We start from the raw sequence: 26,570 nt of genomic DNA, 5'->3' as shown, positions 1-26,570 counted from the left end.
GTCACAACTCCGCCAGCACGGAGGCGAGTACGGCTCTCAGTCGTTCCGGTTCCGGGTCGGGCGCCAGGGTCCATGAGTCGCGTTCGTCGGTCGTCGTGGGCGCTCCCGGGTAGTGGACCCGGATCGTGAGCAGGCCGGGCAGGCCGAGCCGACGCTGGTGGGGGTGGGTGAGCAGCACCGCGCGCGGGGTGCCGAGCGCGCCGCCCTCCAGTCGGCGCAGCGCGGCGGCCGCGCGCTCCGCCGCCCGTACCGGATCCGGGGGCGCGGGCGGGGAGAGCTGCCACAGCGCGCGCAGATCGGCGGTGTGGGCCAGGGGCAGCGGGCCGCCCAGGCCGTTCAGCTGGAGCAGCTCCACCTGGCGCCCCGCCCGCAGCAGTGCCTGGGCCAGGGCGTGGGCGCACACCCGCAGACAGGTGCCGACCTGGCCGTGGGCCGCGGGGCCCGTGTCCAGGACGAGGACGGCGTTGCGGGTCGCGGGCGGCGCCGCGCCGCTGCGGGTGCGGTAGAGCAGGGCGTCCTGTGCGTAGAGAGGGCCCAACACGTCGTCGGGGAGGGCGAGTTGGCTGGGAACGACGCGGTCCGGCGGGCCGTGCCGCACCAGACCGGCCGGGGACCCGGCGGCGGTGGGCCCGGTGATCTCGTCGCCGACGGGGGACGACGGCAGCCGCAGCCCCGGAACGGGATGGCGTCCGTCCGGCTGCGGGCCCTGTGTCGCCAGGCCCCGTGCCACCCGCTGCACCAGGCCCGGGTCCTGGCGTACGGCGTCCGGGCCGAGCAGGCGCAGGGCGGGCAGCAGGCGGGTGCGGGTCAGCTCCAGCGCGGCGGCCAGCGCACCGGCCGCGGGTCCGTGCTCCGGCGGGTCCTGGGCCGCGCCGCCGAGGCCGCGTTCCAGTGCGGAGCGCAGCTCGGCCGCGGGGACGGCCGAGGGTGCCGCGTACCGGGAGTCGGGAGGCAGCTGGGAGGCGGTGACGGCGGCCAGCGCCGGGTGCGCGGCCGGGGGCCAGTCCAGCGCGCGCAGCGCCCGCGCCGCCCGGGCGCCGTACAGCAGTTGGGCGTGATCCGCGGTCGGGCCGCCCGTCGGTGTGGGCGTGAGCAGGGCCAGCAGGTCGGCGAGGGTGGACAGCGGGACCGCGGCGTCCGCGGCGACGGCCGCGCCGCCCAGCTCGGCGAGCCGGGTCGCGGGCAGGGGGAGCGGCGCGGAGGGCGCGGAGCCGGTGGTGCGCAGCTCCCACACGAGCGTGGTGCCACCGCCGTACGTCGTGGCGATCCGGCGGCCGTCCGGTGACCAGCGCACCGCCCACAACGGGCCCGGCACGCGGGGCGGTTCGAGGGTGAGCACCACCGACGCCCCGGCCACGTCCCAGATCTGCACGGTCGACGTCGACGTGCCCGGCCCCGGCGCCGCCAGCAGCGCACCGTCCGGCGACCAGGCGAGCGCGGGCGCCCAGCCGACGCCGCCCGGCGCCCCGAGCTCGCGGTGGATCTGCCAGTCGGCGGTGTCCCACACCACGACCGGCCCGCGGCCCGCCTCACAGGTGGCCGCGAGCCTGCTGCCGTCGGGGGACCAGGCGACCCTGGTGGCGAAGGCCCCGGACGGCAGCCGCAGCCGGGGGCTGGTCAGCGCGAACTCCGGCATCCGCCACAGCAGCACCTCGCCGGCCGTGCCCGCCGCCAGCAGCCGCCCGTCCGGCGACCAGGCGGGCCGGCCCACCCGGCCGCGCACGAACCGGCTCACCTCGGTGGTCGCGGAGGGCGGTTCCCCCAGCTCGTACAGGTACAGGTGGGCGGGTTGCGGTCCCGGCTCGGGTACGACCAGCCGGCCGCCGCCGGTGGGACACCACACCGGCGCCCGCCCCCCGGGCAACCGCGCCCGTACGGCACCCGTGACCGCGTCCAGCACGGTGAGCGGGGCCGATCCGCCGCGTGTCGCGAGGGCGAGGGCGGCGCCCGGGGAGTCGCACCGCGCCGGATCCAGGGCTTCCGCCGACGCCTCGATGTCCACGGCCCCGCTCCAGCCGGCGGTGCCCAAGTCGGCGGTCCACACGGGTCCCGTGGCCGGGCGGGGCAGGTCCGTCACCTCTGCCGGTGCCGCCGTCGTCCGGCCCGGCGCCCCCGGTCCGGGTGGGCGCCGGGCCGGCTGTCCCGGCCGTAGCTCGCCGACCGAACCGCCGTCGCCGAGCCAGGCGAATCCCGGCGCCCGCACCCCCTCGGCCGTGCCGAGCGCGCGGGGTGGTCCGGCGCGCAGGGCGGGTGCCTCTCCCGGCTCGGGGACGCGCCGCCCGACCGAGCCGCACATGGCGGCCACCCAGCGCCGTAGCGCCGCGTCGGTGCGTCGCCCGGTCACCGGCTCGATGGCGTCGGGGAGTTCCCACAGCGCGTAGCCCGCCGTACCGTCCTGCTCGGTGCGCACCAGCAGCCGTCCCGCGGCGCAGGCGCTGAAGTCGGCCGGCAGGAGCGGGGCCGCCGAGATCTCGGCGACGGGCGCCAGAGCGAGGTCGAGGACCAGCACACCGCCCGAGCCGGCGACCGCGAGATGCCGGCCGGTGCGGCTGAACCCGAGCCCGTACACCCGGGGGAAGGGGGCCGAGACCGGGGTGGCCGTGCCGTGGGTGTCCACCAGGTGCACGCCCAGGGCGTCGGCGAAGGCCAGGGTCCTGCGGTCGGGGGACCACGCGACCGCGTGCAGGGCGGTGCGCCCGGAGCAGGGGGTGGCGTACGGATCACGGGTGGTCGGGTTCCACAGCTGCAACGCGGTCGGCGTGGCCACGCACAACAGCCGGCCGCCCGGGTCCCACACCAGGTCGGCGACCGCGTCCCCGGCGGCCAGGTGGACGGTCGCCTCCGTGCGCCGGTGACGGACCGCCACGGTCCGTGGGTCGGAGAGAAGGGCCGTGCGCAGGCCGTCCGGCGAGACGGCGACCGCGGGCCCCGCCGTCCCCCGCACCGCCCGGAACCGGGAGCGCTCGGCGCCGGTGTGGAGGTCCAGAACCCGCCCCCGGTCACCGGCGCACACCAGCACCTCGCTCCCGTCGGCCACCCACACGGCGGCCACCGGCCCTGCAGACCCCTCCCCGGACCCCTCCAGCGCGGCCGACCACAGTCTGCGGCCGCTGTCGTCGACGGCCTCGACGGTGGTGCCCTCGGTGCGCAGGAAGAGGGTGCCGTCGGGGGAGAGGCCGAGGTACCGGGCCTCGTCCGCACGGAACCAGCGGCGTCGCGGTGCCCGGTCGTCGTCCGGGGCGGGCGAGGTCACTCCGTCTCTCCCAGCCGTAGCGCCGCCTGTTCGAAGAGCCGGCCCGCCTCCAGGGGGTCGCCGGCCGTGCGGAACGCCTCGGCGGCCTCCGTCAGATGTCCCTCGGTCCGCAGCCGGGCGGCCCGGGCGAGGGCTGTCGTGGGGTTCTCCTCGGGTGCCTCGGGCGGCACCCGGCCGTCCGCCGGGCCGTCCACCGGACCGGACGCCTCCGTCCGGCCGTCCAGCAGGGACTCGAAGAGCGTCAGGAGTTCCTGGGCCGTGCGGGAGAGCCCGGGAGGCGCGGCCGGTGGCCCGGCAGGAGCCCACAGCGTCCACACCGGCAGCAGCGGATCGAGCCGGAACTCGGACCGGCCCGCGTACCAGCACACCACGGCGACCCCCGCCCGCAGGCCCAGCGACCGGACCCGGGCACCCGGCGGCAACGGCGGCGTCAGCACATGCCCGGACTGCACGTAGCAGGCCCCCGGGCCCACCCGGCGCAGGGGCACGCCGAAGGGCACGGAGGCCACCAACCCCGTCGCGTCGACGAGGAGTTGCATGCCGTCGCCCATCGCGAGGAAGGCCTGGTCCGCCAATCGACGGCCCGTCAGGTAGCGGCGCAGCAGCGGGAGTTCGGCGTCCGTGAGCAGCACCGCGTCCACCCCCGTACCCGCCTCCGTGTCCCGTACCACCCGCAGTTCCGTTCCGGGCGGTTCGGGCGCGGGGTCCACCGTCCGCCGTACGGCCGCCGCGGGCGCGTCCGGCGGAGCCTCGACGCTCAGCGGTGCCGGAACCGCCAAGAGGCGCAGCGCCACGGGTGGTTGCTCACCCGAGTCGCCGAGCAGCCACAACTCGCCCTCGGGGATGACGGGTTGCAGCAACTCCTCGTCGAGCGGCGGATCGTGGCGTACGTCGAGGAGCAGCCGTACGCAGTGGGCGGCCGGGCGGCACACGGAGGTACGGGGCAGCGACACCAGGGAGTGCACGAGGCCGTCGGGAACCGTGTGGTCCGGGGTGTCGGAGGCCGGGTCCGCCGGGGCGCTCAGCAGCACCAGCAGCCGCTCCTCCGTCACGGCGGGCCGCACCCCCGGGAACAGGGGGCGTGCCGTGGCCCGGACGAGGGAGATGTCGACCCGCGCGGACCGGGCGTGGCGCACCACGGTCGGCAGCAGGGCGGGGGCGGTGAGCACGTACAGCAGCGGGTGGCCCGCCGTCGGCGGGCCGTGGGTGGGGAAGGCGGCCAGCAGCTCCACCGCCGTCACCTCGGGCCAGGACAGCACCTCGCGCAGATCGCGTGCCCGCGGGCTGTCCACCGGCACCGGCTCGCCGCCGTGCAGCGCGATCACATCGGCGGCCACCGGCCCGTGCACCGTCGTGAGCAGCCAGTACGCCGACGCCTCACCCGGTGCCCCGCCGGGCTGCCGGTGGCAGACCCAGTCCGCCGCGCCCGCCCCGTACAGCGAGCCCAGGGCGGCCAGGGTCTGCCGGGCGGTGCCGAAGCGGCCCGCGCTGCGCCAGCGCACCGCGCCGCCCGTCGGAGTGGCCGGGGCGGGGCGGGCGCTCTCGTCGGGGCGGCGCCGGGCACGGCCCAGGAAGTCCGTCACGGCTCACCCCGCCACAGGGGTGGCGCCCGGACCGGGCAGCCAGGCCGTGCCGCCCAACCGCCGGGCCGCCCAGTCCTGCCACTGCTCCAGCACCTCGGTGCGGGCGCCCGACTGGTCCCGGCGCGGCCGGTGCGCGGCGCCGAACAGCGCGGCGGACAGGTCGAAGCGGTCGATCCGGTCGGCCGCTTCCACGCCCCACTCCAGCAGCCGCAGCCGCTCGGTGCGCGACGACACGGTGAGGATGCCCCGCTCCACCTCCGCGAGCAGGGCCGTCAGCGGTTCGGGACCCACGGCCCGGCCCGGCCCGCCGCGGTCGGCGATCCGGCGGTACAGCGCCCCCGCGAGCCGCAGCCGCAGCGACGGTCCCGGCGCGGTGGGCGGGGTGCGGGCCGCGTCGGCCAGCAGCGGGGCGGCCGCCTCGGTCCGGTCGGCCACCAGCAGCTCCCAGCCCGCCTCCAGCGGACTGCCGACCTCCTGCCAGCACCGGGCGGCCCGGTCGGGCAGGCCGAGCAGCCGGAAGCAGCGGGCCGCCCGGTCCGGATGACCGGACCTGCGGTAGGTCTCGGCGGCGTGCTCCAGATCGCCCGCGCGGTGGTACGCGTCCGCGGCGGTCCAGCGCCAGCCCAACGCGTCGTAACAGCGGGCCGCCTCGGCGTGCGCGCCCGCCTCCGAGTAGGCGCGGGCCGCTCGCAGCAGCAGCTGGACCCTCTTGCTCACTGCGTGCCCAACTCTCCTGTCTCGACGTCGGGTTCGGACTCCTCCTGGCTGGACCCGACCGGACGTACCCGCGACCACTGCGAGGGATCGAACGGGATGCCGGTGACCAGCGGCCGTACCTCCTCGACGCCGGGCCGGCGGGCGGCGACCGCGCCGATCTCGGCGCTGATCCGGTCGTGTTCGGCGTCGTGCGCCGGCCCGCGGTAGCGGGCGGCGCCCTCCGTGCCGTCCGCATCCTCCGCGCTGATGTCGTCGATCTGGAACAGCTCGACCTCGCCCGAGACCGTGTTGAAGCGGAAGCGCACTCTGACCCGCATGGTTCAGCTCCCCATCTCGAACTCGACGGCGATCGAGTCCTCCGACTCGTCGACCCGTACCTCGCGGGCCCCCTGCTCCCGGGCGAAGGCCACCAGCGCCTCCCGGTACGCCAGCGCCAGTACGGCGTTCACCGCCCGCAGCGCCTCCTGCCCCAGCCGCTCCACCCGGACCCGGTTGCGGGCGTCGAGCTCGTCCCGCACCCGGGCCCGCTCCGTCTCGAGCCGGGCGGCGGCGTCCGCGGTCGCCGCCTGCCGTACCCGGTCGTCGGCGGCCCGTTCCGCGCTCGCGGAGGCCTCCTGGGCGCGGCGGCGCACACTGTCGAGGAGCGCCCGCGCGTTGTGCTCCGCCGCGGACTCGGCGATCCTGCGGGCCTCCGCGTCGGCGGCCCGGCGGGTCCGGCCGCGCCAGTTGTCGTCGTAGTAGCTGCCCCGGCCCTCGCCGTGCGCGACGTCCCTGACCGTGCCGTGCAGCGTCTCGGCCGCCACGCCCTCGGCGCGCGCGGTGTCCGTCAGCCGGGCCCGCACCACGAGCGTCCCGTCCGCCGGACGGTAGGTCACCGTCCCGTCGGGCAACGGCAGTTCATGGGCGCCGTCGCTCGTCTCCCGCCAGTGCGGGTCCCGGGCGAGGGCGCCCTCGAAGACCGCGCGGGTACGGTCGCCCAGGGTGCCCCCGAAGGGGAAGGAGATCTCCAGTTCGCTGACGACGGTGTCGCTCAGGGCGACCCGACGCTCCAGCTCGACCTGCCAGGCCTCGGCGACCTCCCGCGTCGCGGTGACTCTGACTCGGCGTGGATTGCACATGTCCTGTCGGCTCCCCCCGTACAGGGCCCGGCCGCCTCCCCGCTCAACGGGGGAGGAACTCGAGCGTGTCGGTGATGATGGTGCTCAGTTCGTGGTACACGGCCTCGTCCCGCGGATGGTGCCCCTCCAGCTCGAGCCGCAGGGTGTTGAGACCGCGCAGGGTCGCCTCCGTGGCGGAGGGCGAGGGGGACGAGCCCAGCTGGCGGAACAACACCCGGGCGTCCGTGATCAGTTGGTGTGGGGGACGCTCCTGCGGGCGTCTGGGGCCTTCGGTCCCGGCGAACCGGCTCACGGCCTCCGCGACCACCGGCTCGTGCACCGGATCCGACCAGAAGTGGCGCAGCGGCCACAGGTCGCCGGGCACGGCAAGCGCCCGCTCGTCGAGCATCGCCGCGGCCGCCACCAGCCGGGTGCCGCGGATGATCCGGCGGTCCGACAGGGTCACCCCCTGCCCGAGCAGCTCGCGGATCAGCGCCCGGTAGGCGGCGCTCGCCCCGCTCAGGTCGACCCGGGCCACCTGACGGCCGAGCCGGTCCAGGGATTCCTTGTCGACGTAGGTCTGGCCGTCGGCCCGCTGCGCCGCATCGGGCTGCGGCGGTGCGAAGTGCGCCGCGAGCAGCTCGTCGAGGCGGCTCTCCGCCACGGGCGCCACATGCAGCCGCAGCAGGAACCGGTCCGCGAAGGCCAGCAGGGACGGGTCACGGGGCAGCGCGTTGGAGGCACCGACGAGACTGATCAGCGGCACCGGGACGGTGCCCCCGCCGTGCCGGAACAGCCGCTCGTTCATCACCGTCAGCAGGGTGTTGAGGATCGGGCTGCCGCACTGGAACACCTCGTCGAGGAACACGATCGACGCCTCGGGAAGCATGTTCTCGGTGCGGACCTCGTGGCGGCCGTCGCGGAACGCGGACACGTCCATCGGGCCGAACAGCTCGGCGGGCTCGGTGAAACGGGTGAGCAGCCGGATGAAGGGGTGCGTGCCGAGACCGGCCGCGAACCGCGACACCAGATCGGTCTTGCCGGTGCCGGGCGGGCCCAGCAGCAGCACGTGCTCCTGGGCGACGACCGCGACCTCCAGCAGCTCCAGCGCCTGCCGGCGTCCCGTGAAGTGCCGCTGCACACTGCGGCCGAGGGCGCGCAGCGTACGGATGGCCTTCAGGTCGTCCCCGTCCCAGCCGGGCCGCGCCGGACCGGCTCCGCTCCCGGCGGGGGGCGCCGTCACTGCTGCGCCTTCTGCTGACGGCGCTCGTGCTGGATACGGCCCACCAGCTTGCCCATCTGCAGCGCGGTGGGCGGGTTGCCGTGCAGCTTGTCCTCGACGGAGGCGTCCCGCATCAGGGAGCGCAGTTCGTCGCCGTTCCAGAGGTCGGTCGCGCCGCTGATCAGTTCCAACAGTTCGTCCTCGAGTTCGACGTGGTAGCGGCGGGCGTGATGGCGCAGGATCTGACGCCGGGCGGCCAGGCCGGGCAACTCGATGTGGATGCTGCGGAACCGGCTGGGCCGCTGGAGGGCCTTGTCGATCACGTCGATGCGGTTGGTGGTGCCGATGACCAGCATCTGCACCTCGGGACGGAAGCCGTCCATCTCGGTGAGGATCTGCGCCACCACGCTGTTGCCGACCCGGGAGCCGCCGTCCTGACGGGCGCTGCGCTCCATGGCGATCGCGTCGAACTCGTCGAAGACGATGACCGAGGGGGCGCTGCGCCGGCCGGCGGCGAACACCTCGCGCACCATCCGCTCGCTCTCGCCGACGTACATGTTCAGCACCTCGGGACCGGAGACGACCTGGATCGTCGCGTCCATGACGTTGGCGATCGCCTTGGCGAAGAGCGTCTTGCCGGTGCCGGGCTCGCCGTGCAGGATGAAGCCCCGCGGCACCAGCTCGCCCCGCACCTTCTCCAGTTCGGCGGGCAGCTGACGGGCGCCGGTGACCAGGGACAGCGCCTGCTCGATCTCCTTCTTGACGTCCTCGTAGCCGCCGATGTCCTTGAGCGTGACGTCGGGCACCTCGAAACTAGTGGACTGCTGGGCCTTGAAGGAGCGCAGGGTGTCCAGCAGTTGCCGCACGGTGGGCCGACGGCCGTCCGGCCTGGGCTCCGAGTGCACCTGGCGGGCGTAGCGCATCGCCTGCCGCATCCGCACCGGGTTGAGACCGGCCACGTGCTTGTGGAAGTCCTGCGCCTGGAAATCCTCGAAGCAGGCCGCCTCGTCAGCGGTGACGAGTGCGATGCCCAGCGGGGTCCGCGGGGCGCCCGGCCGGTCCGGGACCGGCACCGTGGCCGGGACCCCGGTGATGGAGACCCGGACGCTGAACCGCTCGGCCAGCACGTGCGGCAGGGGCAGCGAGCTGTCCGCGAAGGCGAGGACGAGCCGGTCCGGGTACTCGTACAGCAGCTCCACGAGCTCCCTGGCCTCGGCGTGCCGCCCCAGGTCCTGGCCGCCGCACAGCAGGTCGAGGTGGGGCAGGACGACGACGTCGTTCTCCTTGAGGTGCTGGAGCAGGGAGCGCAGCTGGGTCAGCCGGTCCACGCGGGTGTTCGCCTCGGCGTGGAGGGTCTGCGCCATCCCGGACAGCACGGCCACCTCCTGCCCGGCCGGGAGGTCCCCGGCTGCCGCGGCCGCCGCGTCCCGCGGTGCCTCCAGCAACACCGGGCGCAGCCCGGCCAGACCGGTCATCTCGTTCAACAGGTGGGTGACGACCAGCTTCTCGGTCACGACGAGGACCGGGAGGCCGTTGCGCAGCAGCGAGGCCACCTGCTCGATCTGCTCCCAGTAGGCGGTCCGCACCGCCTGACCGTCCCTCAGCTCGGCCGGGTGCTCCGCCCTGCGGTCCGGCACCGTCCGGGACGGCCCGGCCCCGGACTCCGTCCGGCCCTCCACCACGCACTCCGGAGCGAACCGGTCCCACGGCAGGTCGTACAGCTCCTTCGCGACCTCCTCCAGCAGCCGGTAGCGGCCGGAGGCCAGCACCTCGCGCAGTGTCAGCGTCGGTGGTGCCCCCAGCAGTTCGCCCCGCTCGGCCTCGGAGCGGGCCACCACCTTCACCTCGTAGGGATCGTCGCTCACCTGGCCGCCAATCGCATCAGTTCCGCACGGGCCCGCACGCCCCGGTGGACCGTGCACAGCTCCAGGGCGTCGTCGTAGTCCCGCAGCAGCGGCCGGGCACGCAGCTCCGCGAGGTGGAGATGGGTGAGCACCGCCAGCGGCCGCCACCACTCGGCGAGCGCCTCGGCCTCGTCCACCGCCAGGCCCTCCCCGGTGTCCCGCTCGTCCGGCCCCGGCGGCACGGGCCCGACGGCCGCCAGTACGGCGGTGGCGTGCGCGGTACGGCGGCGCAGCTCCGGCCCGTGGTGCAGCAGCGCCGTCTCGTACACGTCGAGGACCCACGGCCGTTCCTCGGCGGTGTACCGGCGGCGTTCCAGCAGCCCGGCCCGCCAGCGCGCGGTGCGCCGGTCGTCCGGCGGCGGGGCGAGGGCGGTGGTGACGCTCGCGCGGCCCTCGGGGTGACCCAGCAGCCGGTCCAGGACCTGCTCGGCGGCCGTCTCGGCACCGGGCGCGGACGCGGGCGCGGTCAGCAGCCCGGTCAGCGGGGAACGGCACAGCAACTCCTCGCCGAGCCGGCCGTCGGGCGTGAGCGCCGGGTCACCGCACGAACGGAGCCGGCGCACCAGACCGTGCCGGGCCAGCAGATCCGCCACCGAGGCGGGCGCGGACACGTCCAGCGCCATCGCGGCCACCTCCGGGGCGTGCCGCAGGGCCACGGCGGTGGCGAGCAGCAGCGCGCCGAGCCCGGCGGGCCCCTCGTCGCCCAGCGGCGGGTCGGGCAGCCGCAGCCGGGCCGCCGTCACCGCCGCCAGCCGCTCCACCCCCGCCACCGGGTCGCCGTCGTCGCCCGGCCGGGGGCCGGCGGCGCCCGACACGGACGGCGGGAGACCGGCGCGGTCAACGGCGGCCCAGCGAAGGACGCGTAAGACGGTAAGGGACAGTGTCGTCATCCCGGCTCCACAGGGGGCACAGTTCCATGGAGTTCTCGGAGCGGCTGTAGCAGCGCACGACGCGGCGGCCGCCCGAGATGTTGATCAGTGCGGCGACCTGCCAGGGGCGGCGGAAGGTGGCCCGGTGCAGCTCGACGTCGGTGCGGGACAGTCCCATTCCGCCGACCGCCGAGAAGAGATGGGTGTGGTACCAGCCGAGCAGCTGGTCCTCGGGATGACGTTCCTCCATGACCCGGCTCATGGTGCGGAACGAGTCCCCCGTGAACGTGAAGTGCATGTGCGAGGCCCCGGAGTGCTCGGCCGGCAGCACATGTTCGACGATCACCACATGACCGTCCGCGCCGTCCGGCCTGCGGTACACCTTGCCGAGGAGGAAGCCGCCCTCCTCGACGTCCAGCGACAGCGGCAGGTCGCGCTCCAGCCGCCGCTGGACCTGCGGCGTCAGCAGGACGGTCACCGGCCGCCGCTCCAGGTCGTGCGGCAGCCCCGCCCCGTGCGTGTCGGACGAGCTGATCCGCGGCGCCTCGGGCTCCTCCACCCGTCGCACGCCGAACGACAGCCGCGAGGAACGCGTGACGTCCACGTCACCGGTGCCCGTCACGATCGGCGGCAGCCGGGACGCGTCGCGGCCTTCGAGCAGTTCGCGGCGCCGTCGGCGTTCGTAGGCGTCGTAGGCCTCGTAGCGGTCGTACGGGCCAGGGGCGTCGTAGGGGTCGAAGTCGCCGTAGCCCCCGCGCGGCCCGAGGTCACGCAGGTCGCGGCCGGTCGCCGAGTCGCGCCGGGCGACGGAGTCGACGCGGAACGACCAGCGCGCCTCGCCGGGGTCGATGCCGCGGGCCAGCGCCGCGAGCGCCGGACCCAGCAACCCGGTCACGGAGTGCGGCTGCTGGTACAGCACCCGGTCGCCGACGTGCGCCAGCACCGTCAGATGGCCGAAGTCGGGGCGCAGGTTGACGATCTCGGGCGGCCCCTCGTACCGGTCCCGGCCCTCGATGTCGTGGAAGAGCAGCACGAAACCGAACTCCGGATCCCGTGCGTACTCCCGCAGTTCTCCGGCCAGCACCCGTTCCAGCAGGGGCACCAGGCCCAGCCGCCGGGCGACGCGCGCGGTGCCGTCGCCCCGGTACAGCTCGACCTGCGGCTCACGGCCCAGCTCCAGACCCGGGCCGGGCCACCTGTGTGAGCCGCCGTCAGGTGTCATCGCCGACCACGTCCGCTTTCCGCAGCCGCAGGGCCCGCACCCGCAGGCTCATGGCGTCCCCGTCCGGATTCTCCCGCGCCGGGACCGACGGCACCCCGTTGATCTCCCTGATCATCGCCTCCCCCTTCTCGGAGGCGGCCCACCGCGCCGCGCGCGCGTTGAACCACCCCTCGCCACCGTCATTGTGGGAGCGGACGTCGTAGGTGCGGTAGCCCGCGATGTCGACCAGCATCTGACACAGCCTCCCGAAGTCCATCGTCGGCCGGTACGCGCGGTTCAACTGTCCCAGACACACCAGTCCGTCCGGGGCTTCCGCGGCTTCCGGGGGCCATTCGGGTGGCCTCTCGGGGCCCAGGATGTTGGGGTGGAACACCGGGGTCTGCCACACGGCCACCGGTGCGCCGTACGGGAACTGCGGAGTCAGCCGGATCGTGACCGTGTGCACGTTCCGGGGCATCGGGGGCGAACCGGGGGGCGCGCCCTCCGGCGGGGGGCGGAAACCGGGCGCATCGAAGGAGATGTCGTAGACCGTCGGGAACTCCGGGTCGTCCATGTGGTCGATCCGGAAGAAGTCCGTGTGCTGCTGCGCGTACCGCAGGATCTCCCGCTTCACCCGAAGGATCGCCCGGATCCGCTCCTGCGGCGCGCCCGCACCGGCAGTGCTCTCGGGCGACACACGCAGGGTGTCGCCGTCCCGCACTCCGGAGTCGTACAACGTCTGCGACAGAGGGTCCAGCTCCACCCAGCCACCGTCGGGCAGCAACCGGTCGACGACGGTCCGCCGCCGCCGCGCGAGCCGGTCCCGGTACGCGCCCTCGCCGTGGCCCAGCACCGCCGCCGCGATGTCGTGGCCCGTGGTGATCGAGGGGACGCTGTCCAGGCTGTACGGCTGCCTGTCGGGGCCCTGCGCGCGCAACTCGTGGAAAAGATAGGGGCGATGCCCGTGCACCTGCTGGAGGAGTTCGAGGTCCGCGGGGGCGCCGAGATCCACCAGGGTGCGCCGCAGGATCTCGACGCGCTTGGCGGACAGGGGCTCCTCCAGCAGCATCGCGACCTGGCCGACCTCGGCGTTCCCGTTGTTGCTGACGAAGAGCAGCTGAGCCGCGGGCTCCTCGCGCTGGACGGTCTGGATGAACTGCACATGGTGGCTGCCGGCGACGAACACCAGCGTGTGGTGATCGGTGGGGGGTTGGGGCTCAGGGGCCGGTGTCGGCACCTCCTGCGGATGGGGCCGCACGGTGTACGGCGGCGGGGCGGGGTGCTCGTTGCCCGTCGGCGAGGCCGGGCCCGCGCCGGCGGGAGGCGTGGGCGGTCCGGGGTGCGGATGAGGGTAGTAGGCGGGGGCCCACGGGCTGCCCGGTACGTGGTGGGGCTGCTGGTAGGGCGGCGGAGTCATCGCGTGCATGCCGTACTGCCCGTACCCGGGGGGCCCGTAACCACCGTGCGGGGGCCCCGGCGGCGGGGATGTCTGGGCCGCCGCGGCCGCCGCCCGCTCACCGACCTCGATGTGCAGGATCCGCTGGAGCACCTTGTTGTCCGGGAACTGCGGTTGGATCTGGCGCAGCAGCCTGAACTCGCCGTCGGGGTGCGCCCCTTCGGTCAGCAACTGCCGCAGGTTGGACCAGAACTGCTGGGGGGAGACCTGGAAGTTCAGCCGTTGCACCGGGAAGCCCAGCGCCTGGAGGTGGATACGGGCCTCCTCCAGACTCACCGCTCTCTCGAGCACCGCGTACAGCTCGTCCCGCAGGTCTTCTCTCATCGGATCCCCCCGTCTCCGGCCAACTCCAGATACCGCAGTCCGCTTCCGTCCCGCCGCGTCACGGCCAGCAGCTCCCCGGGAGCCACCCCGATCTCGCGCAGGGTCGCCCCCGGTGGCGCGGCGCGCAGCCGGAACGCCGCGGGCAGCGCCTTCTGCGACTCGCCCGCGGCCCGGAAACCGGCCCAGCCCAGCGGCTCCTCGTCGGGGTCCGCGTGGGCGAGCAGTTCGCTCACGCGGGCCTCATGGCCGAAGGGCAGCCGCCGGACGTCGTCTTCCTCGATGCGCTCGTGCAGGGGACAGTCCTCTCCCGGCGTGTTCATGGGACCCGTGCGGGACACGGGCACCGCGGAGCCGTACGTGTCGATCCGCAGCGGCAGCGGCTCCACCGGCAGACCGAGCAGCAGCCGTACGGCGTGACCGGCGAGCCACGATCCGACCAGGAACGACACCGGGGCGCTCGCACCGACGGGCACTCCGGGGGCGAGCGGCGCGGCGCACGACCAGGGGTTGTCCGCCACGGCCAGCTCCTCCGGCGGTGTTCCGCAGGCCCAGCAGCGGCCGCCGGGCGGGAAGTACGCGACCTGTCCTCCCCAGTCATGGGTGCCGCCGTCGAGCATGCCGACGCCCACCAGGTTGCAGCGGGAGGCGAGTTCGATCCGGGCGGCCCGGCTGTCGAGGCAGCTCACGACGAGTCCGGCGGCGCGCAGTTCGCCCAGGCCGATTCCGGAGAGCAGGGGAGCGGCGCGGGCCTCGGCGCGTACTTCCGGCGCCAAACGGGCGAGCGTGGCCGCGGCGGTTGTCGCCTTGGGGCGGCCGACATCGTCGGGGCGGAACAGTGGGCAGCGGCTGAGGTTGCTCGGCGCCACCACGTCGGGATCGCACAGCAGCAGCCGGCCCACGCCGGCCAGGGCGAGGGCCTGCGCGACGACGTTGCCGAGCGCGCCCACACCGAGCACGGCCACGGTCGCCGAGCCCAGTCGGTCCTGCTTCCAGCCGGGGACCAGCGTGTGGCGGGCGTAGCGCGACTCCTCCGGGGGAGCGGGTGTCGTGTCGGTCATCAGCCGCCGCCCCCGCCCACACACGGATCGGTGTCGTTGTGGGCCCGCCAGTTGTCGTAGCAGAGATTTCCCCGTTCCGGATCGCGGTGAATCGCGCCCATGCAGTACGGGCGGTGCGGGGAGCAGGTGCAGTGGATCACGAGGTCCCCGGGGCGGAGCGTCATGTCGCAGACCCAGCAGGTGAACCGGGTGGGCGGCCGGAGCCCGCCACCCGCGTGCAGGCCCAGCAGCGGGTGCCCGGGCGCCAGCCGCACCGGGTGCTTGTCGCCGGAGGGCGGGTTGCTCTCGTCGAGCCCGCGGTGGAAGTCCGCCGCCAGGCGCGAGGTGTGCGTGTCCAGGGTGCCGGCGTTCCCGCAGCCCAGCAGTCTGCCGCGGTGGCGCAGGGTGTACGAGCCGTCGGCGGGGTCCCGGTCCACCATGACCTCCTCGCCGAGCCGGAAGGTGTGGTGGCACTCGGGACAGGTCTGCCCGGCTTCACCCAGCCCGATCAGCAGACGGTCCGTCACGACCGTCGCACCGTCCTCCAGTTGCTCACCCTCCAGGCCGGAGTCCGCATCCCCCGCGCCACCCGCCAGCCCCAGCTCGAACTCGATCGCCGACCGACTGCGCGCCTCCGCCCCACCCCCGGGCCGGGCCCGCCTCCGGTGCGCCCCCCAGTCGAAGTCACCCCAGCCACCGGCGCCCCAGTCGGCGCCGGTCCACTCGCCGTGCGAGGCGTCGGCGGTGGTGCCGGTGTCGTCGGCGGAGTCGGTGACGGTGTGGGCGCGGTCGGCATCGGCCGCCGCGGGGGCGGCCCCGTCCGGCACCGGTAAAGCCCCGTCAGGCGGTGGGACCGGCGTGGGTTCGGTCACGGCAGCGCACCCCCGCCGCGGCGGCCCCGCACGAGCCGTAGGCCCTGGGAGTCGCCGGCTGTCATGGTGACCTGGGCGGTGCCGAGGGCGAAGGCGTCCGGGACCTGTCTGCCTCGGCGGAGGGCCTCGTAGAAGACGCGGCTGAAGGCGCGGCCGTCGCGGTCGCGGAGCGGGACGGTCGCGCCGATGGAGAAGTCGGCGCAGGAGCGGAAGTCCTCCAGGTCGCGGCCGAGATGACAGCTCGTCAGGACGAGGCAGTGGACCCCGCCGACGGCGGCGAGCGACTCCGCCAGCCAGCCGGTCCGCACCGGGGCCATGCTTCCTCCGGGCCCCTCCATCAGCAGGTGACCATTGGGCGAGCCGTGCCCGGCGTAGTGCAGGACGTCCGGGCGCTCGGTGTCCAGGGCGGACACGACGCCGTCGTTGCGGGCCGCCGCCCGTACCCGTAACTCGACACGGCGCGAGCCGGCCGCCGCGACCGCCTCCTGGATCTCGTCGAACTCCGCGCCCAACGCCAGCCGTCTCTCCGTGCGCGGGCCGGACATCAGGAACAGCACGGTCGCCGGATCCGGGAGCCCGACAGTGGCACCGGCGCTCTCGGCGGCCCCGGAACACCCGCCGCAGCGCCTCGCGACGAACGCCGTCAGGGTCTTGTCCGCATGCTCCGCCAGCACGGCTTCCAGCAGCTTCCCGAGGTCGAACGGAAACGCGCCGTGCTCGGTCAGGCGGCAGACGTGGTACCACCGCACGAGGGGCGTGCTCTGGTCGGGAACCCGGGTCAGGCTGCCCCCGAGCGGCTCCAGCAGCAGTCGTGTCTCCGCGGTGCCGGGATACAGCTCGGCCAGGAGGCCCACGATGCCCTCACGTTGCAGCTCGGCGGCCGTGAACTCCCCCACGCGCCCCACCCCCCTCTTGGACCCCCCGTGACGGTTTCGGGACTCTACTCGGCCGCGTGCCGGGGCCCGACCGCTCCGGACAGCTTGGCACACGAAAACACGCCAAGTAACTATTCATGCACAAAACGTCTCCTTGGTGGTTCCGTTTGTGGTAGAGCTTTGCCCCTGCACGTACTGCGGGGCGCGTCGACTTGGGGGGAGGTCGTGGCGTTGACTGAGGAGTTTCGCGGTGAACGGCCCGCGGAGCCACGAGGGCAGCGGGTGACCATCGCCATCGTTCCGGAATCCGGTGAGGGCTCCGAATTCGTCTGCGACGGCTGGCACATGGCTCGTTTCCGTCACCATGTGACGGGGCGTCAGCTCGTGGTCAAGTCGGCCCGGCGCGGCAGCGATGTGGTCGCGCTGGAGCGGGAGTTCGACAACACCGCCGTCCTGGTCCGTCTGTACCACCGTGACCGGGTGCCGAGGCAGCTCGCCCACGTGGTCGCCCGGGACGACACCGGCCCGACAGGCCCCCGGCTGCTGCTGGCCCTGCGCGGCCGCAGGCTCGCCGACTGGACGTCCCCGGACGCACTGCACGGCAACCAGCTCGAAGGCGCCGTGCGCGACCTGTTCACCGGTGTCGCCGCGCTGCACCGCTGCGGGTTGGTCCACGGGCGGCTGTCCCCGGAGTGCCTGTGGTGGGACGGGGACAGCCTCCAACTGTCCGGCCTGGACACGGCCGTTCGGGCCAACCGGCCCCTGCCCGCGCGGCCCGTCACCGCTTGGGACCCGCCGGAGTTCGGGCACGGCCGTACCGCCGACGAGCAGGACGACGTGCACAGTGCGGCCCTGCTCGCCTTCTGGATGGCGACCGGCCAGACGGTGCCCCCGGGCAGCAGCCGCAGCGCGCTGCGGGACCTCGTGGACCCGCACGAGGAGTGGATCCGGGGCCTGATGCTGCGGATCTTCTCCCACACCGGACCGGCACAGCTGCCGCCCCGGCTGCCCAGGGCCCGGGAGGTCCAGGAGTGGCTGGAGCCCCAACCGCCGCCCGGACAGCGGCTCTGGCAGGAGCGGCTCGACCGGAACCTGGAGCGCGCGCAGGAACTGGCCCGCAAGGACTTCGCCCAGCTCCGCGCCCAGCAGCGGTCGGCGCGTGAGGCCGGACGGCAGCGTGCGGAGGAGGCCGCCCGCCAGGAACGCGAACGCCGGGACCGGGCGGCCGCCGAGGCCGCCCGGGCCGCCGCCGCCGAGGCCGCGGCGGCCTACGGCGGCCCCCCGCCGGGGCCCGCCCCCGGCGGCCGCCGGGGACTGCGGGCCACCCTGCTGTCCTGGTTAGGGGTGGAGACCGTGGAGACCCCATCCGCGCCGAGCACGCCACCGCCCCCGCGCTCGGCGCCGTTCGTGCCCCCTCCCGCACGGGAGCCGGCGCGGCTGACGGTGGAGTGCCCCATCTGCCTCAAGGTCCTCGACTGGGACGGTCTGCGGCGCGGTGAGGACGAGGACAGCCGGTCCCCGGCGCTGCGCGGCGAACCGGACGAGCCCGGAACCGGCCCGGCCCGGGCCGACGGGCGCGCCGCCCGGGCCGCCCAGGAGGCACGCTCCTACCGCGTCTGCCCGGGCAACACCGCCATCACCGCGCACCGCATCCCCGAGCGCTACCCCTCCTACGGCACCCCGGTCCGCATCGGCCTGGTGGGCGAGTCCGCCACCGGCAAGTCGCACCTCCTCGCCGCGATGATCCACCAGGTGATGGACGCGGGGCTGGCCCAGCGGTACGGCATCGAGGTGCAGCCGCTGGACCAGCGGCAGTACAACGAGTACCGGTCCAGGACCATCGATCCGCTGATGCGGGGGCGCCGTGAGCTGCACGCCACCTCCGCGGCCGAGGTCCTGAACTTCGCCGTCGGGCTGATCGTGACCGATCTGAACTCCGGCCGCCGGCACACGGTCGTCTTCTTCGACGTCGCGGGCGAGCGTCTTCAGCGGCACGGCCCGGAGGTCGACTTCCTCGGCGGACTCAACGCCCTGCTGTGCGTGGTCGACCCGACGGCGGTCCCCGGGCTGCGGCGCCTGAGCCGGCGTGGGTCCGGGCAGGGCGAGGACCGTGCGGTGGCGGCAGTACGCGCCCGGCTCAAGGCGCAGCGCAACGCCACCGACGGCCCCCTGCTGAACCTGCCGTGCGCACTGGTCGTCTCCAAGTCGGACACCCTGCGGCACCTGCGGCTCACGGAGGCCGAGCCCTGGCTGCCCGGGGGCGACGAACCCGAGGACGACCTCGCGAACGTCGAACGCGAGAGCGAGGACGTGTACGCGCTGCTGGCGGCCCGCGGCGGCCGTCGTGCCCTGGACCTGGTCCAGGAGTGCGAGGACGCCACCCTCCATCTCGCCTCCGCCACCGGCACCGCCTCGGTCCCGGTCAGACAGCGGGACGGCGGCACGGTGCAGCTCTTCGGCGACGGCTTCGGCCAGCACCGCGTCCTGGCCCCCCTGCTCTCGCTGCTCGCGATGAAGGGCGTACTCACCGGTCCGGGCGCCTACCTCGGCCTGCACCGGGACGCCCGGCACGGGGGGTCCGGGACATGACCCTGCCCGCCCTCTCCGGCCCCAGGGCGTTCGCCGACCTCACCGTCTACCGGTGGTCGGAGCTCTCCCTCACCGGCGGGAACGGCGTGGGCCCGGTGGCCACGTCACTGAGCGACGCGGACCTCGGCCGCTGGGACCGCCGCCTCGCCGCGCTCGTCTGGGCGGCCCAGGGCTCCACCCGGCCCGGCTACATGTACCTGACGTACGACGACGAGGCCGCCGTCCTGCGCAAGGTATCCGTCCAGGACGCCCACGGCCGCAGCGGGTCCACGCTGACCCACGTCCTGACCGGACCGGCCGCCGACGTCGACCTCGCGCTCGCGCTGACCCTGTGCCGCAGCGACTGGAACTGGCTGCCGCCCGGGGGCCTCGACGGGACGCAGAGCCACCTGCCGCCGGTGCCGCTGAACCGGCTGCGGCCCCATCTGGAGCCCGACGCGGCCGAGTTGGAGAAGGCGGCGGCCGAGGTGCCGGAGGCGCTGCTCGCCCCGGTCGCGGCCGCGGTGCTGTCCGCTCCCACCGATCCCGTGACGGTCGTCGGGTCGCGGGTCCCGGGGGAGGTGGTGATCCAGGCGCTGAGCGGGGTGCTCGGCCTGCTGACGGCGGGCGAGTGGACCTTCGCGACCAGCGAGGAGAGCGACTCGGCCCCGGGGCTGCCGCGGTTCGTCTTCCTCGACCGGGAGCGCGGCCCCCTGCACCAGGGGAACTCCCGGCTGCTGGTGCGCGCCGACGTGGTGGAGGACCTGGGTGCGGCGGACGCCTCCGTCGAGCGTGCCGCGCGGCTCGTGCGCCTGCACCGCAGGCGCGGCCCCGAGGCCCTCGCCCGGCTGAGACCGAGCGAGCCGCTGCGCAGCGGGCAGGAGGCCCGCGCCTGGCAGGACGAGCACCAGACCCCCACCGGCATGGTCAAGGACATCGCCGGCATGCTGCTCGACGCCGTGCAGGGCCGTCTGGAGCCCGACGAGGTCGCCTTCCTGAGCCGACGGGCGAGCGCCCCCCAGGTGGAGACGCACCTGCGCCGGATGAAGCCGCAGGAGCTGGAGACGCTGGTACGGGACTGGTCGCCGCACCGCCAGGACCTGCGGGAACTGTCCCTCGTCCGGGACACCCTGCACACCGAGGTGCTGCGCCGTGTGCTGCGGGCCCGGACCGACCCGGGCGCCCACACGGCCGCCGAGACCAGCCCCGGCCTGGTGTCCGCCCTGCGCTCGGCGCTGCCCAGCGGGGACCTGCTGCGCGAGCGGCTCGACTTCGAGCTGGAACTCGCCCACCGCCGAGGCCTGCGGGTCGACGTCCTGGGCGTCCTGCTGGTCGCCCGCAGTGCCGGGCTGCCCGAGACCGCCCTGGTCGAGGAGGTGCGCCGGTTCGCCGAGTCGGACCTGCCCGTCGAGGTCCTGCTGGCGCAGGTGGACCGCATCACGGCGACGGACCCCTCGCTGGGCCGGGAACTCCTCCAGATCTGCTACCGGCGACGGGCCCGGCGCGCGGACAAGTACCGGATCGCGTCCGTCCTCGGCGACCACCGCTTCCTGGAGAGCGCCGTGCAGACCATGTCCGACGGTCAGCCCGGACTGGCCGTCAAGTACTACAAGTGGCTGCTGTACTGCCTCACCGGCGCCCAGACCGTCCAGCGCAGGGACGTCCAGGACGTCCTGATGCTCGTCGGCCATCCGCCGCCGGCGGCGCTGCTGAAGGCGCTGCGGGAGATCGGGAGCAAGTACGCCGTCCAGGCCGTCGACGCGATCGCGGCCAGCGAGTACTTCCGGCAGAACCTGTCTCCGCGACAGCGCCCCTCCGAACCGACGGACCACTCGGATCACGCGTTCCGGCAGGGCGAACCGCGGAGTTCGTCGCACCACGACGAACCCGACCGGCGCCACGACTGACCGACGAGGTCACCCCACCGACCCGCGTCACGAACCGGGCGCACGAAACCCGACCCACGACCGCACCCACGAAACCGGACCCCCGACCGGGCTCACGAAGCCGGCCCCACAACGGACCCACGAAACCGGACCCAGGAACCGGAGTCACGAAAACGAAAGGCACACGGTGACCACGAACACAGTCCCGCCGCAGCCGCCGCCGGCGGCCCCGCCGAGCACGACACCGGAACTGCGCGCGGCGGGAGCGCAGTTGGCCAAGCTCGCCCTGCGATCCCCCAGCGTCACCGGTCGCGTGGTGCTGAAACGCGTGGCCGACGACGCCGTCGCCGGCGGCCGGGCGCTCGTCGGCCTCGACCTCGTCCGCGTCTACCCGCCGCACCTGCTGGTGCCCGACGCCCCGCAACCGGGCCGACAGGTCCGGGGCTGGCTGGGCGTGGTCCGGGACGTGTGCGTCTTCGCGCCGATCGTCGTGACCTGGCTCTCGCTGTACTCCGCGCTCAAGCAGTACAAGGACGGCGCCAACTTCCTCATGCTGTGGGCCGACGACTTCGGCGGGACCGCCGTGCTGTTGGTCGTGGCGCTGATACTGGTGGTGGTGACCCTCACCGTCCTCCTGCACTGGCTGCGCATGCAGGCCCAACAGAGCTCCTCCCGCGCCGCGTTACGCCGGTCGGTGGGCGAACAGCTGGCGCTGATCACCTTCGAGCTGTCGACGACGACCGGCGCCCAGGCGGCGGCCGTGCCCACCGGTCGGCTCGTCCGCGCCGCCGGAGAGATCAGCGGCGCGACCGACCGGCTCACCCTGATCCTGCACGAGGCCACGGAGCGGCTGGGCAAGATCTTCGACCCCGGCCCGGAATCCGGCTTCACCAAGGCGCTGGAGGGCTGGACGTCGTCGGCCGGTGCCCTGGAACGGATGGGCCGGTCCCTGACCGTTCCGCACCAGCTCATCCAGGAGTTCGCCGCGATGCGCAAGTCCCTCGGCGCGGACGAGGAGGCCACCCGCCGTGCCCTCGCGGAGCTGCTCGCCGAACTGAACGAGGCGACCGCGACCTCCCGGGACTCCGACCAGGCACATGTGCGGGTGGCCGAAGTGGTCCTGGAGGGGACCCGGCAGGTCCGCGAGGCCATGCTGGTGTTCGTCGAGCGCACCCAGAAGCTGGACATGTACCTGGCCGCCATGGAGAACACGATCTACCGTCTCGACCCCAACTGGACGCCCCCACCGTCGGCGGGATCCACCTCGGCGTCCTCCGGGTTCTACGACCCCATGGGCGACGACGCCTTCGACCACCTGCACGAACACGACGAGGGCAGGACCGCGCCCGCGGCGGGCCGGGGCCCGGCCGAGCCCCGTACGCCGGCCGAGGAGCCCGTCCGGGAGCCCATGGAGTGGCCCGAGGGGGACGAGCGGGCCGACGACCCGGCCCCCGACCCGGCGAGGGGCGCCGGCCGCGGCGCGCAGGGCTCCTCGGACACCGACCAGTGGTACGGCGACGGGAGCGGCCGGTGAGCGCCCCGACCGCGCGCGCCTGGGAGGAGTCGTACGAGGAACACGAAGGCGGTCAGGGGGAGGGCGACGAGTGGCCGGAGCCCGAGGAACGCTCGGCGACCGCCCCCCGCCACCTGGCCGGCTGGCTCTTCGCGGACCTCTTCCTCGTGCTGTTCGTCCTGGTCCTGGGGCTGCTGCCGCCCGCGCCCCGGGAGAAGAAGGAGCCGGTGGTGGACCCCACCGGTTCCGCGCCCGCGTCGGACGCGCCGCCGGGCGGGAAGGCGGTGGCCGGCGGCATCGACCCGAAGTACCACACGGTCGGCGTCGCCCTCTCCGCGCAGTCCACCGTCCGCGCCGGGCAGCGCAAGGCGCTCACCTCCGCCGACGCCGCGAAGGTCACCGCCGCCGTGGCGAGGGAGGTCGCCCGCAGCGGCAACGGCCGCAGGGTCGGCATGCTGATCACCTTCGGCGGCGCCCCCCACTTCGAGGAGAACGCCCGCACCCTGGCCCGCCACACCAACGCGGCCCTGCTGAAGGAGGCGCCGAAGCTGTTCTGCGGCGGGAACGTCGGCACCCGCCCCTTCTGGGACGGCGATCCCCTGGGCGACGGCAGGCGCTCCTACGACGCGGTGCGGGTCGACGTCTACTACACCAACTCCTGCGAAGAGGACTGAAGGAGGGGCTGCGCATGGCACCCGAGGAACAGCCGGAGACGGGCAGCATCAGGCTCAACGCCGACAACGAGGTGGAGCGGTACGACGGCACCCGCTGGCAGCGGTACGAGCAACTCCCCGACGACGGCTCGGACCACCTGTTCCGGGGCGAGGACCCGGACGCGGAGCCGGAACGGACATGAGCTCGCCAACCGCAGGTGACCAGCCCTTGGTTCAGCCCCTCGACCAGTTCCTCGGCCAGCCGGCCGCCGGTGCCGCGCAGGCCGCCGTCGCCGACATGCGGGCCACGGCCCGCTGGTCCGTGGCGACCACCGGCGCCGTCGGCGGACTGCTCCTGGGCGGCTTCCCGCTGACGGCCGTCGGCAAGATCCACGGCACGGCCGACATCCTGCCGGCCGTCGGCGGGCTCGTCGTGGCGGTGGCCGGGGTGGCCTGGGCGCTCTGGTCGACCGGCGAGGTCCTGACACCCCGGTTCGCCACGCTGCGCTCACTCGCCGACCCCGCCCTGGCCGACCTCCGCGCGGAGATCGACGCGGCGCCCGAGACCTTCTTCGGCCCCTTCGGCCGTACCGCCGGCCAACTGGAGGCCGCCTGCCGCGAGCACACCGACGTCGCGGTGCGGCTCGCGGCCCTGCTCGCCCGGGAACACGACGAGGAGCGACGCGCCGGACTCTCCCGGGGCCTGGCCGACGCCCGCGCCAACGCCGCCCACGCGACCGCACGCCGCCGGGCCCTGCTGGAACTCGTCCACGCCTGGCAGGTGCGCCGCGCCCTGCGCCGGGCCCGGATCCACACCCTGCTCGCCTCGGTCGTCGTGGTCACGGGCGCGGTGCTCTTCCTCCTGGCGACGGACGGCGGCTGACGGGCCCCGTACGACGGTCAGCTCACCGTGGCCCACGCACGCAGCGCCTGCGCGCTCGCGAAGTTCGCCACGTCCTTGTCGTGCGGTTCGTCGGTGTACTGGTGGAAGCGCCACTTCGCCTTGATCCGGGGCTTGCCCGCGCCGACGTAGTCGGCGATCCACAGGCCGTCGCCCGCGTACGAGGTGTCGTCGACGTTCAGCCAGAAGTGCCGGTTGCAGTAGAGCACCACCCGGTTCCTCGGCCGCAGTTCCTTCAGCTTCCGGATGAAGCGGTCCTTCTCCGCGTTGCTCGCGTGCGTCCCCTCGCCGGTCGTCTCCCAGTCCACGGCGAGGATGTCGCCCGCGCGCTCGGGAGCCTTGCCGACGAAGTACTCCGCCTGGGCCGTGAGGTCGCCCGGCCACAGGAAGTGGTAGAACCCGACGACCAGACCGGCGTCCCGGGCCGTCTTCGTCTGGGCGGCGAGTCTGGGGTTCACGTACGACCGCCCCTCCGTCGCCTTGATGAAGACGAAGGAGAGGCCGTCCGTGCCGTAGTGGGAGGACTGGTACGAACTGACGTCTATACCGCGCAACATGGGGGGCTCCCAAGCGGGGTGGGGGGCGGGAGTCGAAGCGGCTGCCCACCCTCCCCATTCCCGGTGATGGCCGGCTAGTACACGGCGACCGCCCGCAGGACTTCTCCGGCAGGTTGCTGCCAGTGCTGCGTGGCAGGTGTCCGATTGCGGACAAACGTGCGGGAATTCCTGTCGCGGCACGGGGGCCCGTTCCTACGCTCCGATGTGGAAAGCCGTCGGCCGAGGGCCACGACTCGGAGGGGAAGTGGATGTCCGCGCTGACTGCGAGGGTGCGAGGCCGGTCGATCATCACGCGGCTCGCCGTGCGGGACCGGGCATGGGAACGCCGTATGCAGCGGGGTCTGGAGGAAGTGGAGACCCGGCTCCAGGAGTGCGTGCGTGAGGCGGACGACCCGCGCCTGTCCGAGGTCGTCGGCCATCTGATCGCGGCCGGCGGCAAGCGCCTGCGGCCGCTGCTCACCCTGCTCGGCGCGGAGTTCGGCGCCCCGAGGGCCGTGGGCGTCGTCGAGGCGGCCGTGGTCGCCGAGCTCATCCACACCGCCTCGCTCCACCACGACGACGTCATGGACGAGGCCCTCATCCGCCACGGTGTGACCAGTGTCAACGCCCGCTGGGGCAACACCGTCGCGGTCAGGTCGGGCAACTGGCTGCTGGCCAAGGCCGCCCAGCTGTCGGCCGGACTGACCACGGAGGCGGTCCCGATCCAGGCGGAGGCCTCGGAACGTCTCGTCCAGGGCCAACTGCGGGAACTCGTCGGCCCGGCCCTCCCCGAGGACCGCCTGCCCCACTACTTCGATGTGATCGCCGACAAGTCGGCGTCCCTGCTCTCCCTGTCCCTGCGGCTCGGCGCGGCGCAGGCGGGCGCGCCCGCCTCCGTGGGTGAGGCGCTCGCGGAGTACGGCGAGCACCTCGGCGTGGCCTTCCAGATATCCGACGACCTGATCGACATCGCCTCGCCGTCCGCCGACCTCGGCAAGGAGCAGGGCAAGGACCTCGCGGTCGGGGTGGCCGGCCTTCCGGTCCTGCTGGTGCTCGACGGCGCGTGGCCCGGCGACGACGAACTGCGCGGCCTGCTCTCCGACCCCGGCGGGTTACGGGGTGAACGGCACCTCAGGGCGCTCGCCCTGCTCCAGCGGTCCCCGGCCATGGAACGGGCCGGCCGGATCATGGACGAGCGGCTCGCCGGGGCGCGCTCCGCGCTGGCGGCGCTGCCGCCGGGCCCGCCGCGCCGGGCCCTCGACGCGCTCTGCGACTTCGTGGCCACCCGGACCGCGTAGCCCCGGGGGCGGCCCAGGACGTCATCCGGTCAGCCGCGCGCGATCTCGCGGGCGCGTTCCACCGCCAGCCTGAGGGAGCCGACGGCGGCCTTCCGGTAGGAGGCCAGCCCGGGAACGAAGCCGGACTTCGTCATCTCGGCGTGCAGGAAGTGCAGTTCGTCGGCGAGCCCCACCATGCGGAACGCGGTCCGCAGATACGGTTCCTGGAAATCGTCCCCGTGGCGCGGCGAACCCGGCCCGTAACTCCCCCCACGCGCCGTCGCCACCACGGTCCGCCGTCCGGACAGCGGGCCCTTGCCGGTCTGCGAGTCCACGATCAGCGGCGGGATGGCGACCCGGTCGAACCACGCCTTGAAGGTGGAGGGGACGGAGAAGTTGTACATCGGCAGGCCGATCAGCAGCACGTCACAGGCGAGGAGTTCGTCGATCAGCTCCCAGCTGTGCCGCCAGCTCTCGCGCTCCTTCGCGGTCCGAGCCGCCTGGCGCGCCTCGTCCAGATCGGCCGTGCCCGCCGTCTCGAGCCGGGTGACCACCTCGATCTGCGCCGCGTCGACATGGCGTACGGGCGTGGCCGCCAGGTCACGATGGATGTGCCTGCCTTCCGGGTGGGCCGCGCGCCAGGCCACCGCGAACTCCGTCGAAATCTGCCGGGAGACGGATTCGGGGCGGGCACTGCAGTCGAGGTGGAGCAACGTGGGCATGCCGGGCGACCTCTCTTGGAAGGGACGGAGGTGTGCGGGTAGCTCATTCAATAGGTCAACTCGCCCAGGAGTCTCGTCGCTTGGCGTAAAAGTCGGCGACGGCC

Annotated in this window: 22 protein-coding genes; 7 read left to right on the top strand and 15 right to left on the bottom strand. The window is 74.3% G+C overall.

Translation table 11 applies throughout. The features are described from left to right. Window position 1: 1 nt before the first annotated feature. From ACGFNV_RS30945 to ACGFNV_RS30885, 13 genes are read right to left on the bottom strand one after another with little or no spacing between them, the layout of a single operon-like run. Complete coding sequence (locus ACGFNV_RS30945; protein ID WP_393626869.1) at window positions 2–3,253, bottom strand: WD40 repeat domain-containing protein; 3,252 nt, start codon at window positions 3,251–3,253, stop codon at window positions 2–4. Continuing rightward, on the bottom strand, window positions 3,250–4,836 hold the full coding sequence (locus tag ACGFNV_RS30940; protein ID WP_393626867.1) for a hypothetical protein: 1,587 nt from the start codon (window positions 4,834–4,836) through the stop codon (window positions 3,250–3,252). Before ACGFNV_RS30940 ends, ACGFNV_RS30945 begins: the two co-directional genes overlap by 4 nt. A gap of 3 nt (window positions 4,837–4,839) precedes the next feature. Continuing rightward, window positions 4,840–5,553, bottom strand: a complete 714-nt coding sequence (locus ACGFNV_RS30935; RefSeq protein ID WP_393626866.1) for a hypothetical protein — start codon at window positions 5,551–5,553, stop codon at window positions 4,840–4,842. Beyond that, window positions 5,550–5,870: a hypothetical protein gene (locus ACGFNV_RS30930; protein ID WP_393626864.1), complete on the bottom strand. Its 321-nt coding sequence runs from the start codon at window positions 5,868–5,870 to the stop codon at window positions 5,550–5,552. Before ACGFNV_RS30930 ends, ACGFNV_RS30935 begins: the two co-directional genes overlap by 4 nt. Window positions 5,871–5,873: 3 nt before the next feature. Further along, window positions 5,874–6,671: a hypothetical protein gene (locus ACGFNV_RS30925; protein WP_393626862.1), complete on the bottom strand. Its 798-nt coding sequence runs from the start codon at window positions 6,669–6,671 to the stop codon at window positions 5,874–5,876. Between the two features lie 43 nt (window positions 6,672–6,714). Further along, window positions 6,715–7,893, bottom strand: a complete 1,179-nt coding sequence (locus ACGFNV_RS30920) for an AAA family ATPase (protein ID WP_393626860.1) — start codon at window positions 7,891–7,893, stop codon at window positions 6,715–6,717. Next, complete coding sequence (locus ACGFNV_RS30915; RefSeq protein ID WP_393626858.1) at window positions 7,890–9,737, bottom strand: ATP-binding protein; 1,848 nt, start codon at window positions 9,735–9,737, stop codon at window positions 7,890–7,892. The genes ACGFNV_RS30920 and ACGFNV_RS30915 overlap by 4 nt, the downstream gene beginning before the upstream one ends. After that, window positions 9,734–10,666: a hypothetical protein gene (locus ACGFNV_RS30910; RefSeq protein ID WP_393626856.1), complete on the bottom strand. Its 933-nt coding sequence runs from the start codon at window positions 10,664–10,666 to the stop codon at window positions 9,734–9,736. Before ACGFNV_RS30910 ends, ACGFNV_RS30915 begins: the two co-directional genes overlap by 4 nt. Next, on the bottom strand, window positions 10,614–11,867 hold the full coding sequence (locus ACGFNV_RS30905) for a JAB N-terminal domain-containing protein (RefSeq protein ID WP_393626854.1): 1,254 nt from the start codon (window positions 11,865–11,867) through the stop codon (window positions 10,614–10,616). The genes ACGFNV_RS30910 and ACGFNV_RS30905 overlap by 53 nt, the downstream gene beginning before the upstream one ends. Next, entirely contained in the window at window positions 11,857–13,626 is a 1,770-nt protein-coding gene (locus ACGFNV_RS30900) for a hypothetical protein (RefSeq protein WP_393626852.1), read from the bottom strand. Before ACGFNV_RS30900 ends, ACGFNV_RS30905 begins: the two co-directional genes overlap by 11 nt. After that, a complete protein-coding gene (locus ACGFNV_RS30895) occupies window positions 13,623–14,684 on the bottom strand; it encodes a HesA/MoeB/ThiF family protein (protein ID WP_393626851.1) in 1,062 nt (353 codons plus the stop codon). Before ACGFNV_RS30895 ends, ACGFNV_RS30900 begins: the two co-directional genes overlap by 4 nt. Further along, on the bottom strand, window positions 14,684–15,535 hold the full coding sequence (locus ACGFNV_RS30890) for a hypothetical protein (RefSeq protein WP_393626849.1): 852 nt from the start codon (window positions 15,533–15,535) through the stop codon (window positions 14,684–14,686). The genes ACGFNV_RS30895 and ACGFNV_RS30890 overlap by 1 nt, the downstream gene beginning before the upstream one ends. Then, window positions 15,532–16,431 (bottom strand): CHAT domain-containing protein, encoded by a 900-nt coding sequence (locus ACGFNV_RS30885; protein ID WP_393626847.1) that lies wholly within the window; start codon window positions 16,429–16,431, stop codon window positions 15,532–15,534. The genes ACGFNV_RS30890 and ACGFNV_RS30885 overlap by 4 nt, the downstream gene beginning before the upstream one ends. 261 nt (window positions 16,432–16,692) lie before the next feature. Here ACGFNV_RS30885 and ACGFNV_RS30880 point away from each other — a divergent pair, with 261 nt between their 5' ends. The 6 genes from ACGFNV_RS30880 (at window position 16,693) to ACGFNV_RS30855 (ending at window position 23,913) form a co-directional block, all read left to right on the top strand. Next, window positions 16,693–18,999: a hypothetical protein gene (locus ACGFNV_RS30880; RefSeq protein WP_393626845.1), complete on the top strand. Its 2,307-nt coding sequence runs from the start codon at window positions 16,693–16,695 to the stop codon at window positions 18,997–18,999. Next, complete coding sequence (locus ACGFNV_RS30875) at window positions 18,996–20,885, top strand: hypothetical protein (protein WP_393626843.1); 1,890 nt, start codon at window positions 18,996–18,998, stop codon at window positions 20,883–20,885. Before ACGFNV_RS30880 ends, ACGFNV_RS30875 begins: the two co-directional genes overlap by 4 nt. Before the next feature lie 166 nt (window positions 20,886–21,051). Continuing rightward, window positions 21,052–22,398 (top strand): hypothetical protein, encoded by a 1,347-nt coding sequence (locus ACGFNV_RS30870; protein WP_393626841.1) that lies wholly within the window; start codon window positions 21,052–21,054, stop codon window positions 22,396–22,398. Then, the gene (locus tag ACGFNV_RS30865) at window positions 22,395–23,051 is read left to right on the top strand and encodes a hypothetical protein (RefSeq protein ID WP_393626840.1); all 657 of its coding nucleotides are present in this window, start codon (window positions 22,395–22,397) and stop codon (window positions 23,049–23,051) included. The genes ACGFNV_RS30870 and ACGFNV_RS30865 overlap by 4 nt, the downstream gene beginning before the upstream one ends. A gap of 14 nt (window positions 23,052–23,065) precedes the next feature. Continuing rightward, entirely contained in the window at window positions 23,066–23,233 is a 168-nt protein-coding gene (locus tag ACGFNV_RS30860; RefSeq protein WP_393626838.1) for a hypothetical protein, read from the top strand. Between the two features lie 26 nt (window positions 23,234–23,259). Further along, complete coding sequence (locus ACGFNV_RS30855; RefSeq protein ID WP_393626836.1) at window positions 23,260–23,913, top strand: hypothetical protein; 654 nt, start codon at window positions 23,260–23,262, stop codon at window positions 23,911–23,913. Window positions 23,914–23,930: 17 nt separating this feature from the next. Here ACGFNV_RS30855 and ACGFNV_RS30850 read toward each other — a convergent pair whose 3' ends face one another. Further along, the gene (locus tag ACGFNV_RS30850; RefSeq protein ID WP_393626834.1) at window positions 23,931–24,488 is read right to left on the bottom strand and encodes a glycoside hydrolase family 25 protein; all 558 of its coding nucleotides are present in this window, start codon (window positions 24,486–24,488) and stop codon (window positions 23,931–23,933) included. 248 nt (window positions 24,489–24,736) lie between these two features. Between ACGFNV_RS30850 and ACGFNV_RS30845 the strand changes: the two genes are divergently transcribed. Continuing rightward, the gene (locus tag ACGFNV_RS30845; RefSeq protein WP_393626832.1) at window positions 24,737–25,765 is read left to right on the top strand and encodes a polyprenyl synthetase family protein; all 1,029 of its coding nucleotides are present in this window, start codon (window positions 24,737–24,739) and stop codon (window positions 25,763–25,765) included. A 29-nt stretch (window positions 25,766–25,794) separates the two neighbouring features. Here the strand turns inward: ACGFNV_RS30845 and ACGFNV_RS30840 are convergent, their stop codons facing one another. Next, the gene (locus tag ACGFNV_RS30840) at window positions 25,795–26,466 is read right to left on the bottom strand and encodes an FMN-dependent NADH-azoreductase (protein ID WP_393626830.1); all 672 of its coding nucleotides are present in this window, start codon (window positions 26,464–26,466) and stop codon (window positions 25,795–25,797) included. Window positions 26,467–26,570 lie beyond the last annotated feature (104 nt).

The organism is Streptomyces sp. NPDC048751, assembly GCF_043198595.1.
GTDB lineage: Bacteria > Actinomycetota > Actinomycetes > Streptomycetales > Streptomycetaceae > Streptomyces.
Note: the sequence above shows the minus strand (reverse complement) of the source record. Positions and strands in the feature narration are given on the sequence as shown.